Source organism: uncultured Megasphaera sp., assembly GCF_900539295.1.
Classification (GTDB): Bacteria; Bacillota; Negativicutes; order Veillonellales; family Megasphaeraceae; genus Megasphaera.
Genome location: NZ_UQBH01000006.1, coordinates 16,805 through 30,669 on the forward strand (window position 1 = coordinate 16,805; position 13,865 = coordinate 30,669).

General features: G+C 49.0%; 12 protein-coding genes and 1 pseudogene. 2 read left to right on the forward strand and 11 right to left on the reverse strand.

Annotation, left to right across the window (positions count from 1 at the left end; genetic code table 11):
* Nucleotides 1–37: 37 nt before the first annotated feature.
* The 7 genes and pseudogenes from QZQ46_RS03050 to QZQ46_RS03080 form a co-directional block, all read right to left on the reverse strand.
* Entirely contained in the window at nt 38–487 is a 450-nt protein-coding gene (locus tag QZQ46_RS03050) for a flavodoxin family protein (RefSeq protein WP_296826708.1), read from the reverse strand.
* Nucleotides 488–548: 61 nt separating this feature from the next.
* Nucleotides 549–1,028: pseudogene (locus QZQ46_RS03055) on the reverse strand (alpha/beta hydrolase); the annotation flags it as partial.
* Between the two features lie 15 nt (nt 1,029–1,043).
* The gene (locus QZQ46_RS03060; protein ID WP_296826712.1) at nt 1,044–1,436 is read right to left on the reverse strand and encodes a hypothetical protein; all 393 of its coding nucleotides are present in this window, start codon (nt 1,434–1,436) and stop codon (nt 1,044–1,046) included.
* Between the two features lie 216 nt (nt 1,437–1,652).
* Complete coding sequence (locus QZQ46_RS03065; protein ID WP_296826714.1) at nt 1,653–2,750, reverse strand: alpha/beta hydrolase; 1,098 nt, start codon at nt 2,748–2,750, stop codon at nt 1,653–1,655.
* A gap of 221 nt (nt 2,751–2,971) precedes the next feature.
* Complete coding sequence (locus QZQ46_RS03070; RefSeq protein ID WP_296826716.1) at nt 2,972–4,006, reverse strand: phage replisome organizer N-terminal domain-containing protein; 1,035 nt, start codon at nt 4,004–4,006, stop codon at nt 2,972–2,974.
* Between the two features lie 1,394 nt (nt 4,007–5,400).
* The gene (locus tag QZQ46_RS03075) at nt 5,401–5,610 is read right to left on the reverse strand and encodes a hypothetical protein (RefSeq protein WP_296826720.1); all 210 of its coding nucleotides are present in this window, start codon (nt 5,608–5,610) and stop codon (nt 5,401–5,403) included.
* A 380-nt stretch (nt 5,611–5,990) separates the two neighbouring features.
* Nucleotides 5,991–7,400 (reverse strand): glucose/sorbosone family PQQ-dependent dehydrogenase, encoded by a 1,410-nt coding sequence (locus tag QZQ46_RS03080; protein WP_296826724.1) that lies wholly within the window; start codon nt 7,398–7,400, stop codon nt 5,991–5,993.
* A 541-nt stretch (nt 7,401–7,941) separates the two neighbouring features.
* On the opposite strand from QZQ46_RS03080, the gene QZQ46_RS03085 reads away from it, so the two are divergent.
* Entirely contained in the window at nt 7,942–8,094 is a 153-nt protein-coding gene (locus tag QZQ46_RS03085; protein WP_292280494.1) for a type II toxin-antitoxin system RelE/ParE family toxin, read from the forward strand.
* Nucleotides 8,091–8,384 carry a helix-turn-helix domain-containing protein gene (locus QZQ46_RS03090; RefSeq protein WP_225069307.1) on the forward strand — a complete coding sequence of 98 codons (294 nt, stop codon included), beginning with the start codon at nt 8,091–8,093 and terminating at the stop codon, nt 8,382–8,384. The genes QZQ46_RS03085 and QZQ46_RS03090 overlap by 4 nt, the downstream gene beginning before the upstream one ends.
* A gap of 282 nt (nt 8,385–8,666) precedes the next feature.
* On the opposite strand, the gene QZQ46_RS03095 is transcribed toward QZQ46_RS03090, so the two are convergent.
* The 4 genes from QZQ46_RS03095 to QZQ46_RS03110 all read right to left on the reverse strand — a co-directional run bounded on the left by QZQ46_RS03095 (nt 8,667) and on the right by QZQ46_RS03110 (nt 13,860).
* Nucleotides 8,667–9,197 (reverse strand): hypothetical protein, encoded by a 531-nt coding sequence (locus tag QZQ46_RS03095; protein WP_296826726.1) that lies wholly within the window; start codon nt 9,195–9,197, stop codon nt 8,667–8,669.
* Between the two features lie 722 nt (nt 9,198–9,919).
* Nucleotides 9,920–11,302, reverse strand: a complete 1,383-nt coding sequence (gene rlmD / locus QZQ46_RS03100) for a 23S rRNA (uracil(1939)-C(5))-methyltransferase RlmD (RefSeq protein ID WP_296826728.1) — start codon at nt 11,300–11,302, stop codon at nt 9,920–9,922.
* A gap of 76 nt (nt 11,303–11,378) precedes the next feature.
* On the reverse strand, nt 11,379–12,683 hold the full coding sequence (locus QZQ46_RS03105) for a thymidine phosphorylase (protein ID WP_296826730.1): 1,305 nt from the start codon (nt 12,681–12,683) through the stop codon (nt 11,379–11,381).
* A gap of 4 nt (nt 12,684–12,687) precedes the next feature.
* Complete coding sequence (locus tag QZQ46_RS03110; protein WP_296826732.1) at nt 12,688–13,860, reverse strand: phosphopentomutase; 1,173 nt, start codon at nt 13,858–13,860, stop codon at nt 12,688–12,690.
* Nucleotides 13,861–13,865 lie beyond the last annotated feature (5 nt).

The window sequence follows — 13,865 nt, forward strand, 5'->3', positions numbered from 1 at the left end:
CTCTCAGGTAAAAATATCCGCCATGCTCCCTTCGCGCTTATAAGGAAGAAGCCAAGGCCCCGGCTTCTTTAGCGTTTTTAGCCATGCCCATATAGGTCAGACCGTATAAGGCAGCAAAGCGCTTCATGGTGAATTCGCCGGCGTCCAGCATCCACGCTTCCGGTGCAGCTCCCTGGAAGATGAAAAAGAGTTTTTTCCCGGATAAGCTTCCTTGGGAAACCTTCCCGTAAAACCGGTCCAGTACATTTCGTACAGAGCCGCAGATATTATGCCAGTACACCGGCGAACCGATGACGAGGACATCGGCCTTTTCAATCTTTCCGAGAACGGCGTCCAACTGGTCGCCGGGCAGGTCCTGTCCGTACGCATTGATCCGGTAATCGACGAGATTCAGCGTTTCATAGGTCTGATTTTTAAGGAGTTCCGCGGCGACTTTTGCCGTATTGCCATTTTCATTGGGACTTCCGTTTATAAATAAAATACTCATTGTATCTTCCTTTCCGGCCAGCATGAGCTGTGCCATTCAACGTTAATCATAAATATCTGTTTCAATCTTTCATTTGACGCTGCCAAAAGCGGACGGCTCGATTCAGCCACCCTTCGGCCACCGTCCCTTCACCGAGGCCAAATCCATGGGGCAGCCCGGGGAAAATCTCAATATCGGCATCGGTTCCATTGGCCCGGATGCCTTCAATCCGCCGCTTCATGGTGCCATACCAGGCAATGCCGTCAGCCGTCCCTACGCAGTTATACGTAGGCGGTTCCTTTCCGGTGACGTCGGACAGGCCGGTGTACTCCATGATGACCGCCGCCGGCTGAGGGTATGGCCTTTCGCCAAAGGCCCCCGTCCCATAGGTGCCAACCCAGGCCGCCATCCGGGCGCCTGCTGAGCCGCCCCAGAGGGAATAATCGCGGATATCGACCTCAAGTTCTCTTGCATGGTCATGAATAAAGGCGATGGCCCGGGACAAATCTTCACAGGCTTCGCGAGCGCCGACGCGATAAATGAGGGCAAAGGCGTTGTAACCTCGCTTGGCAAGCTCCTAGGCATGAGGAAAACTGTCGTGCATGGCACCGACATAGACAAAATCGCCGCCGGCACTGAGAATGGCCGTCTTGCCCTGAAGCTTGCCGCGGAAGAAAAATAACCCCGTGTCCTTCTTTCTCGGATCGGCAGCTTTTTCTGCCGAACTGTAGATATCATAAAAGACCCTCTCGCCGGCAAGGGCTCTCGATTTTAGCTCATTGACGAGACTCACCGTCCGCTCCGGTCTTATATAGCTGTACCAAAGAAGGGCTTTTCCCAAATCCTTCAACGTCATCTGAGGCGATAACGCCAGATCGACGGGAAACAGCAGTCGGCCGAAGCCGGAAAAGGCCTCGTCCCGGATCACATCACTGATTTTTGAATTCAACGAAAACGTTTCTTCCTTCATCTTTCCATCACCTCCTTCTTCCATCATTTACAAAACAATCTGCGGCCCCATCCATCGGACAAACAGGGTGACCCCATTCCCGTGCGGCATCCCGGTCAGAACGCCGACGGACAAAGGCGCTCCGTCGCCATAATAGAAGGCAGGGAAAAGCCCTGAGCCGATACCGGCCGGGCTTTCCGTACCTATTTGAAATGGTTCAACTTCAGGGTCTTACTCTTACAGACGCTTCCCATAGAATTCAGCCAGTTTGTTCACGGCTTCATCAACATATTCCGGTACCCAATAGGTCCGAATGTGGCTGGCGCCTTTGATGAGGAACAATTCCTTATCGGTCGTACCGCTGGCTTTAGCAAAGGCATCTTCCGTCATGTAGAGGGTGTCGGCCTTGTCGCCGGCCATCATCAAGAGGGGCTGATCGATGAGATCCATCCGATCTTCGACGTCAAAGGCCATGAGTTTCATGAGCGATTCCGTCGTGTAGCTGCCCGTCGCATTGGGATGGCGATGGGTCAGGCCATAGTATTCGATGCCGTCACGATAGAGGGTGTTTTCCGGGAGTTCTGCCATCTTGGCCCGAAGATCGTCATCGGTAGCATTGGGAGGCAGGAACCCTTCATAGACAATGTCGCCGGAAAGTTCTTTTTCCCGGGCATCAGCCGCTTTTTGAAGGCGAGACGGAATGCCTGCAATATCGGCATCATGGAAGCCATTGCGGCGTACCCGACCCGAATTAAACATGGATAGGGTCGCCACGGCCTTGATACGCTTATCCGTCTGGGCCGCTGCCAGCGTATAACCACCGCCGCCGCAGATACCGAGGGAAGCAATGCGAGCTCGATCGACTTTATTCAGCGTAGAAAGGTAATCGACCATGCCGCTCACATCTTCAATTCGGTTCGACGGATAATCGCGAAGGCGCGGAGTCCCGCCGCTGGCCCCCTGATAGCGAGCATCGGCAGCCACGGTAATGTAGCCAAGTTCTGCCAGTCGCTGAGCGTACAGGCCGGCTACCTGTTCCTTACTGCCACCGTTGGGATGAGCGACAGTGATAGCGGCATACTTCTTATCGCTCTTTTCATCATAATCAGCCGGCAAATAGAGGTTGGCAGCCACTTTGATACCATCCACTTCATATTCTACAGGGCGAATATTCACCTTGCCCGGTTCATTCTTTTCAATGGCATTGCCGTAAACGAGGCCGAAGGGATTCTCATTCGGCGAAGCGGCAACTGCCGTATTTCCATTCATACCCATCATCATCAATCCTCCCATCAAGGCGATCATGAACATTTTTTTCTTTATACCTATTTTCATACAATTTCCTCTCATTCAGAAGAGTTCAGAAGAACTTACCGCTCTTCATGAACCAAGGATATCAACCGGTAGTAACTACCTGTCAAGCCTTTTTTGGAGAATTTTTTTCATTTCGACAGAAAAGATTTCCTTCCGAGGTCATCCGCTATCGCTTGGGCTGTCTAGGAACCGATGCGAAAAGTCAGTCAGAATCAGAAAAAGCGCCGACTTCCATGATTCGATCAGAGAAGACCTTTTCCGGCGTCGCTGACATGCCGCAGTCCCGATTTCCGTTCATCGTCTCGATGGAGATGAGGTTTGTATTCCGTTTCTCCCCGCAGCACGCCTTCAACGTAGGCCTCAAAGTTGGGATAGCCATTATACTTATCTTCTTTTCGCTTGCCGCGCATGGGTCGTCCGTTGCTGTTCTTCAAAATGGCGGCAATGTAGTTGATATTATTGACCTTGTTTTCGTGAGCCATTTCAATGGCCGTACAAGTGGGTTCGCTGCCCCACAGGTTTTCCAAGGTGATCAATCGATGGGCAAAATCGCCCTGCATGGGTCCAAAGAGGTTCTGATACGTTTGGACCGAGGCATAGCCTGTCACGGCCTTGGGCGTCGTCACCGCTTCCCCTGTAAGGGCTTTTGATTCCCTTTGAGACTCTGCCCCTTCATCAGTATCAGGAATCTCTTCCTGCGGCATGTCGCCCGACTTTTCGGCTATGACAGCTTCTTCGACGAGCTCATCAATGGGCAAGGCAAGAGCTTTCTCTTGACAAGACTCGATGGAATCTTGGCCGGAAGCCTCGATGAGCGTTTCAGCGGAAGTTTCGCTGATGGGATTTTCTTCCGGAAGGCCTTCTTGTTGAGCTTCTTTCTCTTGAGCCAGGCGCTGCCGCTCTCGATAGCGGCGAACCCGTTCATGGGTCTGCTCCCGTCGTCTCTCGTCGCGGTGAAAGCTTTGCAGCTCATCCCAGATAAGGATGCGAATCATTCCCTCTTCATCGCGTTCGATGAGATCTACCTGCTCTAATGCCCGCAGCCCGTTTTCAATAAACGGCTGGCGGCGATGCAGGCTCTTGGCAATGAGCTGCGTCGTAAGGGGCTCGGTCTCCGACACGTAAATCGTACCGTCGTCGTTGACCATGCCGGCCATATCCTTTAAGAAGAACCACAGAACGATGTACGAATCGCCGTTAGGAAGATTCATCAAATAAAGGATACGGGGATCTAAAAAGAGTCCCACTTTCGTTTTCAGCCATTGTAATTTTTTCATTGCCAGCACCTCTTTTTTCATTTTGGGAAATGTCTTGCGAAATTACCCCTCTACTTATATAAGAGAAAAATAAATCGAAATGCGGCACATTTTTTTACAAAAATGGCGTTTTTCGTTTTATCTTTTCTTGAAAAAGCAGCGTATTCCAAGGATAAAGTTTGTTTTATCACGACTTTATTCTTGACTATCAAGTGTTATCCACGAAATACCTAAAGTTTTCCGAACTTTTAGAAATTTGTAAATTAATACATTTGTCCATTTCACACATACAATTTCAGCAAAAAATTAGACAACGCCTTCCCCCGTTCCAAACCTGCCTTTTCTGCCGTCAGGCCCTTTCATTTCCGGCAGCGCCTGTTTCATCTTAGAATGGCTCTTTAGAAATTCCCCCTATAGGTATAAGACAAAAAAAATGCCAATCGTCCACCCCCTATTTTGATAAAGCATCATTTCTCATTTTATCTTTTCTCGAAAACACATGAATTTTCAAAAATACGGATTGTTTATCCATGATTTTATTTTTGACTATCAATCATTATCCACGAAATACCTAAAGTTTTCTGAACTTTCAAAATTTTGCAAACTAATACATTCGTCCATTTCACGCATACAATTTCAGCAAAAAAATTAGACAACGCCGTCCCCCATTCCAAACCTGCCTTTTTTGCCGTCAGGGCCTTTCATTTCCGGCAGCGCCTGTTTTATCTTAGAATGGCTCTTTAGAAAATACCCCTCTCTATATATAAGACAAAAAAAACGGTAATCGTCTAAAGTTTTTTTCAAACTTTTTCCAAAAAGTCACCATTTTCTCATTTTCATTTTTCGTATTTTTCCTTATTTCAGTTGATTATATCTATTTCTAACTCAATGCATTCTGAATGATAAGGCTAGCATTCAAATACTTAACGTTTTCTGAACTTTCAAAAAATCGCAAATTAATACATTTATCCATTCCAAATATACATTTTTTTAATAAGACAGACTCCTCGAATCAGAGAAAGGAAAATTCTTATCCCGATTTCCCCTCTTCCCTGACTCAAAATCAGGCTGAAAAAATTTATAAAATTAAAAAAATATCATGTTTCCCTTATGCCGCTCTCATCATCTCTTCATCTTGTCTTTTCTTATTCTTGTCTTGTATCTTGTCTATTCTTATCTCCCTTCTTTTCTTATCTCTTCTTATCTTCTCTTTCTGTAACGCGTTACACCTCGTCGAAAAAGAGCATTTCAAAAGCCACATAAACCGCAGTACAAAGCCATTTAATAGAATTTCATTCGATTGGCAAATCACCTTATTACGCCCCTATTCTTTCCATATAAAGAACAGAAAGACTTGAGTAAGTTCATCTTTATAGATCTGAATACAACAAAAAAGCCGATACAAAACATCCCAGTCAGATGCCTGTACCGGCTTTTCTCATACAATCTCTTTGTTCAATCTTTCGATAAATCTTCCAACCACGTCTAAAAAAAAAACTTTCCACGGCTTCTGAAAAGTCGATGCCTCTTCTTTCTGAGAGGACGGCCAGCCACCAGACGCATTCCCCGATTTTAGCCGGCAGAATGGCTTGATCGTCACTGGGCCAGCGCCCTTCTTTAGCCATAATTTGGCGCCCGACGAGGCCGGCATCGGTCAAAAAGGCCAGGGCGTCTTTTTCGGTCGTCCATTCGTTCCCATGAAGCTGCTGTTCTAAAGCATGATATTTCTTACCACTTCTTGTTCCTTCTCGATTTCGGGATGGCTAAAAATTCCCGGTAGTGACGGTGACTCATCGTGCCGCTGCGATTCACGTTGTCCTCTCTTGCCATCCGGGCCTCGTATCCTAAAAGCGGCAGATCATCGCGGCCCTCTCCCGAATCCTCTATAAATTTCAAGGAAAAAGGGCCCACCGTCGTTATGACGATGAGCCCTTTCTCCTATATTCACTTATGCCTTATTCTTGAAGAGAGTATGAGATAAAATTCCTACCGGGAATTCCTTTCTTTATTTGTCCTTCTTATCTCCCGTATATTCGATGACGATGATGGCGCCCTTATTTTCCATTTCGGTAATGGGCTTACCGTCTTTACCCATAGCATTGCCGCCGTTATCCGTAGCCACGTAGATTTTTGTCGTATCCGGGCTTACGAGGACATTGCGGTACCGGTTATTGGTCTTGAACATTTTTTCTACATCGCCCTGGACCTGTTCGCTCTTGCCGTCGAGTTTCACACGATAGATGGCGCCACTCTTAAGGGTCGTAATGAGCAGGGAATTCCGCCACTCTTTAATTTTCCCGTTTTCCGGATAGTAGGCAACGCTGGAAGGAGCGATGGTCGGCCAGCCGATGTAGTAAAGGGGCGCATAGGTTTCATCGGCAAAGTTATAGCCATTACGGACAACGTTAAAGGATTTGAGCGGATCTTTAAGATTCGGGGCATCAAAGTCGGTTTCCTTCTGAGTCGGAACGCCTGCCGGAATGTTGTTTGGATCGAATTTTTCCTGTAATTCTTTGGGCGCCTTGGAATAGTTGGCATACACATAGGATTCGTTGTCTCTGTAGCCTGCAACATAGGGCCAGCCATAGTTGCCGCCTTTTTCAATGAGGTTCAGCTCATCATCCGTAGACGGGCCGTGCTCTGTCGCAAAGAGCTTATCCCCTACAAAGGCCAGGCCCTGCGTATTGCGGAATCCATAGGCATATACATGGCTGCGGACACCGTTTAATACGGGGTTGTCAGCGGGAATGGAGCCGTCTTTATTGAGACGCAAAATTTTCCCCGGATAGAGGCTGTAATCTTTAGCAGCAACCTGCGCTGCCGTCGGCAGCATCTGCGCCTGGATTTCCTTAGCTACGCGGGATCCCTGATTATTCCCTTGGTCACCGATGGTGTAGTAAAGCTTGCCGTCAGGGCCAAAACGCAGGCGACCGGAGTTATGGTCGACGCTTGCCGGCAGATTATCGAGGATAGCCGTTTCATCACGGAGCGTCTCAGTCTTCGGATCATAGGTCATGCGGACAATACGGGCATGCTTTTCACCATTGACTTCATAGGTATAGGCCGTGTAGACATAGTTATTTCCCTTAAGGAACTGCGGATCCAGAGCGAGGCCCAGAACCCCTTGATGCGGCGGCGCTGCCACAGCATTGTTGAAGGTATACAGTACCGTATGCTTACCCGTTTTGGGGTCGACCTTAGAAATCGATTTCGACTGCCGTTCCGTTACCCACAACGAATTATCCGGTCCCCAAAGGACTTCCCAGGGAGAACCAAGACCATCGACAAGGACCGTAGCCTTGAAGGGCTCTGCAATATTTACCTTGTCTCCATGAGCTGCCTGAGCCACCATACTGAAACCGGCCGTTGCGGTAATGGCAAGGCCACAAAGTACTGCTGCTGCTAATTTCTTCATAACGAATCTCCTTTCAAATGAAAATTTTTATGCTCAGATATCTCGAATCGGCTATATTCGACTAGAGGTATCCACATACCAAACAACACAAAATGTCACATCTTTGGGTACATTATATGCTACTGAATGGTTATTATGTTCCAATCCAGTATTATAATCAATTCGTTATCATACTACTGATTATACTAAAAAACTATCTACAGAGCAATTATCCGGCTTAATTACTTATGTAAAACCGCCGGCCGGCCTTCATCCCCACCTTAGAGGTGGAAAACGTCTAACGGATTACGTTAAAATTTCCCCACAACTATGTTACAGTCGCTTCCACCCGTAAAAGGGTGGCTCGACGGGAGGCGTAAGCCTTTATGGCTAAAAGTCAGCGTCTCAAAGTACTGGCTTTCACTTTTTTCAAGCCACGGTGCGCATAGCCCTAAAGTGATTCCCTCCTCATCGCTATGAAAAAGACAGGGCTTCATCCTATATTTTCTGGAAAACAAACTTGAGTATATGAGTTATATCTCATACAATATAGATAGGAGGAATTACACGAGCCTTGTTTTTCTTTTATGTAGGAGGAAAAATCGTCGTTACTAACGGCTTTACTAAAAAAACACAGAAAACGCCACCAAAAGAAATATCTCTGGCACAAAAGCGTCGAACCGATTACATTCGCCGAATGGAGGAATTAACATGAAACGCTTAACAGACTTTAAAGCAGAACAGATGAAAGACCCTGCTTTTGCTTCTGCTTATATGGAAGTTGAACCCGAAATGAATATCATCCGGGCTATCGTGGACACAAGAATTGCTCAGCATCTTACCCAACAGGAATTAGCCGAGAAAACAGGTATTGCCCAAACAGAAATCAGCCGAATTGAAAATGGCAGCCGAAATCCTTCCTTAAAGATTTTACAGCGCCTGGCTGACGGCATGAACATGGTTTTAAAAGTGTCTTTTGAGCCGAAAAAGAAAAGTCAAGTATAAAGAGCTAGCTGCATACGAAAGTGCAGCTAGCTCTTTAGCATTATGGAGTTATAAGGGCTACGTATTCAATATGCGTTGATACGTCTGTTTGAATGTCACCGCTCGACCGGCGGTTCGTGAGAACAGGTCCAAGACTCGATTTACTGGCCACAGGCTCCTTTGTCTGTTCGCAAGAAAAGATAGAAGGATTCTTTCCTTATATACTATTATGTACACGAATCTCGAGACCCGGGATTTCTGAGGAATCTCCGCCCGACCATCGTCTCCACTTTAGGTTAAATATTACATATCGCTAGCAAGTATTCTAAAAATACGCGTGTTTTGTTCTATGTGATGTTGAAGAATGATTCTACGATTTGCGGCTGAACACCAAACGTCACTTTGTCCTATTTTATTAAATCGGTTATTTAGCAATACAGATAATTCTGAACGTGAAAGACCAAGAGCTATCAGAATGGCTCCGGTTATATAGCCTGTATCATAGGTTGAAATCTGGTCCAAAGCATTGCCCATAATATTAATTTTTGAAACATAGCCGGAATCATTGACATAGAGAGTAATTATTGCTCCATGTCCATTACCGCCAACCCCAGTAAAATATAGGGTATATGGATCGCTCGGTCTCAGTTTTCCCACTTCTCTTACAGTATCGACTCTCATAGGAGTTTTTCCATAAGAAGAAGCTTGATTGATTTGCTCCGCCAAAGCATATGCACCTAAATCAGAGACCTGTACAATTTGTGCGGAAGCATAGGAAAAGGTAAAAAAGCAAAACATTAAAATCAAGAATACAATCTGCTTGCATTTATGCATTACCATCACCTCCGATAGCCTTCCATAACGAAACATATAATGGTGTTTTCTTGACAGCCATTTCTTAAAACCCCCTTAGAAATTTATATTTCATCAAAGACATTAGCCGTAAATTGTGTCTTTGATATATTCTTATTCCAATTTATCTCTGTTTTATGTTAATATTAATACATTAATATACTATTTTATTATACATCACACAAGCTCATTCACTCAACATTTATATGTTTTTTCATTGTCTACCGGACATGCCTATGTCGGTTCTTTTTTTGTGTATTTACAGACCTTATGTCAGCTCTCACCATTATCAATGGTGACCACCTCTTGCAACGGTATACTTTTAGACATCATAGAGAACAAAAATGCCGTCGTAGGAAAAATACTTGCTGACCGCAAAATAGTAAAGCTCCTGGGTCACCCGCAGAGAACATTCGCGAATGAAATGAAGCACTTCCTCGACAAATATCGTCATCTCCTGGACGATTAATTTTTTTCTATAATATAAAAGGCTCTCAATCATCTATTTCACAATAGTGACTGAGAGCCTCGTTTCGTGATATTAAACGGGGATGTATTCACAAATCCATTTCCATTTTTATTTCTTCAACAGGGACACCTTCGGTACTCCACTCGTTGTTTTCAACGGATTCCACCGTATGAAAGCCCACTTTTTCTGATGCTCTCCCTTTTCAAATTCCGAAGGATGCTAAATCACTCGCTCCTTACTTTTCCCTTGTAATGAGGGCCACAGCTTCTACGTGGTGGGTCCGAGGGAACATATCGACGGGCTGTACTTTCTTGGTATGGTAGCCGTGATCATTAAGGTAGGCCAGGTCGCGGGCTAAGGTTGCCGGGTTGCACGAGACGTAGACGACGCGTTTGGGTTTGCTGTTGGCGATGGCTTTTAAGACCGGTTCGCCGCAGCCGGCACGGGGCGGATCTAAGACGATGACGTCGGGACGGACGCCGTTTTTAATGAGTTCGGGCAGTTTATAGATGGCGTCGCCCAGAATGAATTGGGCGTTGCCGATTTTATTGTCCTTGGCATTGCGGACGGCGTCGCGGATGGCCGAGTCGACGATTTCGATGCCGTAGACTTGTTTTGCCTTCTGGGCCAAAAAGAGGGTGATCGTCCCCGTGCCGCAATAGACGTCGGCGACGATTTCCCCGCCTTTCAAATCGGCAAAGTCGAGGGCCGTTTCATAGAGGCGCTGAGCCTGTTCGCTGTTGACCTGGAAGAAGGACTGGGCCGAGATATGGAAGGTCAGGGAGCCGATGGAATCGTGAATGGTGCCGCTGCCGTAGATGGTCTTGGTCTTATTGCCTAAGATGACGTTGGTATGGCGTTTGTTGACGTTCTGAACGACGCTTTTGAGGCCCGGCACGTCGCGGCGCAGGTACTGGACCAGGTCTTTCATATGGGGAACCATGTCCGACGCCGTAACCAGGCAGACCATGACTTCGCCCGTATGGACGCCGACGCGGCCCATGATATGGCGGACGATGCCCGTCCGGGCGTCTTCGTCGTAGGCGGGAATCTTGAAGTCCTTCATCCACTGGCGGACGGTGGCGGCAATGGTGTTATTGCCTTCTTTTTGAATGGCACAGTTTTCGACGTCGATGACTTCGTGCGTGGCAGCCGCAAAACAGCCGATGGCGACGTTTCGCTTACCGGCGGCAGCTACGGGAAACTGCATCTTATTGCGGTAGTTCCACGGCGTTTTGGCGCCGAGGACGGGCAGGACGTCGACGCCCTGCAAGTGACCGATGCGTTCGATGGCGTCTTTTACCTGCTGGCGTTTTTCCTTCAATTCGCCGTCATAGCTGAGATGCTGGAGCTGACAGCCGCCGCAGCGGTCATAGACGGGACAGGGCGGCTTTTCCCGGTCCGGTGATGGTGTCAGGATTTCTTCTAAGACCGCCGTCGCATAGGTCTTCTTGACCAGCGTAACCCGGGCCCGGACCGTTTCGCCGGGAAGGGCCAAGGGCACGAATACCGTAAAGCCCTCATAGCGGCCAATGCCTTCGCCGCTCGTTCCCAGTCTGGCAATAGATAGCTCATAGGTTTTCCCCTTCTGCACAGGGATTTGCCGTGTTTCTTTCATAAGCTTCCTTTCTTGGCAAAGGCTACCCCTGCCCCTCTCCGAAAAGAGAGGCAGCAACGGGTATCTGCCTTGCTGTTTATAAGATGATGTCACTGACGACAGGTTCCTGAACGGCTGCCTGTTCGTCGGTTACGATGATATGGTCGGCGACGCGCTGGGCGAGGATCATCATATCGGCTTCTTTCTTTCCATATAAGGTGAATAAGGCTTCGCCGGGCCGCACCGGATCGTAGAGCTCTTTAAAGAGACGGATGCCGACCATGGGCTCGATGGCGTCTTCTTTCCGGGCCCGACCGGCTCCCATTTCCATGGCGATTTCACCGAGAGCTCGGCCGTCGATGCGGGTAATATAACCGCCGTCGGTACAGACCGCCGTAAAGACCTGTGCGGCCTTCGTAAGCGGGTGCTTACCGATCCACGACGTACTGCCCCCTTGGGCCTTGATGAATTCTTTAAACTTAGAAAGGCCCTTGCCGGAAGCGATCAGTTCCCGGATCATAGCCCGTCCCTGTGCTTCATCAGCTGCTTTCTGACCGACAATGAGCATCTGGGCCCCTAAGGCTTCGACGACTTCCATGAGGCGCCGGCCGCCTTTACCGGACAAGGCTTCGACAGCTTCGTCAACTTCAAGAGAATTGCCGATAGCCGTCCCCAAGGGAGCCGACATGGACGTAATGACGGCCCGTGTCGGACGGCCGGCCAGGCGGCCGATGCTGACCATGATTTCAGCCAGTTCACGAGCCTTTTCTTTGGTCTTCATGAAGGCTCCGTCGCCGTATTTGACGTCGAGGACGATGGCATCGGCACCGGAGGCGATCTTCTTGCTCATGATGGAGCTGGCAATGAGGGGGATACTTTCGACGGTCGCCGTCGCATCGCGCAGGGCATAGAGCAGTTTGTCAGCCGCTGCGATTTCACCGGACTGGGTAATGAGGGACAGGCCGACGCGGCGCACTTGTTCTAGGAACTTTTCTTCCGGCAGGACGACCTGAAAGCCGGGAATCGATTCCAGCTTATCGGCCGTTCCGCCCGTAAAGCCCAGTCCCCGGCCGCTCATCTTGGCGACGGGCACGCCGGCGGCAGCGACGAGGGGTGCGACGATGAGGGTCGTCGTGTCGGCAATGCCGCCCGTACTGTGTTTATCGACTTTGATGCCCGGAATGGAAGACAGATCGACGATGTCGCCCGATTTTGCCATAGCCAGGGTCAATTCCGTCGTCTCTTCGTCGGTCATGCCTTGAAGATAGATGGCCATGAGCCAGGCCGCTGCCTGATAGTCGGCAATGCGGCCTGCCGTGTAATCGGCGATGAAGCGGCGAATTTCTTCATCGGTCAAAACCTTTCCGTCCCGTTTATGGGCGATGCAGTCCATAGGCCACATAGGATCACCTCAGTTCTGTTAAAAAGCTGGTTCCGAATTGAAGGCCCGTCAGGCCGAAATTATCCATGATGGTCATGCCCAAATCGGCATAGGTCTTGCGGATTCCGAGGTCGACAGCGTCTTTAAGGGACGGGCTGTAGGCCAGGACCGGGACGCGTTCGCGGGTGTGATCCGTGCCGTGCCACGTCGGATCGTTGCCGTGATCAGCCGTAATGATCAGGAGTTCGTCATCCTGAATTTCTGCCATAAGGGGCCCCAATTCCGAATCGAAGCTTTCCAGGCATTCGGCATAGCCTTTGACGTCGCGGCGGTGGCCGTACATGCTGTCGAAGTCGACGAAGTTGGCCATGAGCAGGCCTTTATCGCTGCGATGGGCAGCTAATTGTTCCCGCAGGGCCACCATGTCTTCATGGTTGTTGGCCGTGTGATACGATTCCGTAAGGCCGATATGGGCGTAGATGTCGCCGATTTTCCCGACACCGACGACGGCGAAGCCTGCTTCCGACAAGTAGGAAAAGACCATTTTCCGCTTCGGCAGACGGCTGTAGTCGCGGCGGTCGCCGGTGCGGACAAAGTTCCCCTGTTCCCCGACGAAGGGACGGGCAATGATCCGGCCGACTTCATAAGGGCCGACGCAGACTTCTCGGCGCGTAATGTCGCAGATGCGGTACAGTTCTTCTAAAGGAATGACGTCGTTGTGAGCGGCAATTTGAAAGACGCTGTCGGCCGACGTATAGACGATGGGTTTTCCTGTCTTGAAGTGTTCGGCGCCGAGGCGATTGATGATTTCCGTCCCCGAGGCAATTTCATTGCCGATGTAGCCGTAACCCGTCTTTTCCGTAAAGGTATCGAGGAGATCTTTCGGAAAGGCCTTTTCAAAGGTCGGGAAGGGATTTTCGACGGGGTTCCCCATAAATTCCCAGTGGCCGCTGGTCGTATCCTTGCCCATGGAAATTTCTTCCATGAGACCGTAAGAACCGACGACGTCCGTATCTTCATGATGGATGTTGGCGACCTTCCCAAGGCCCATGCGGCGCAGATTGGGCAGGCTCAAGGGAACGTTAGCGTCGATATGTCCGTACGTATCGGCTCCTTTATCGCCGAAGCGTTCGGCATCGGGTGCTCCGCCGGCGCCGACACTGTCGGTTACGATGACGATGATGCGATTGAATTTCATGTGCT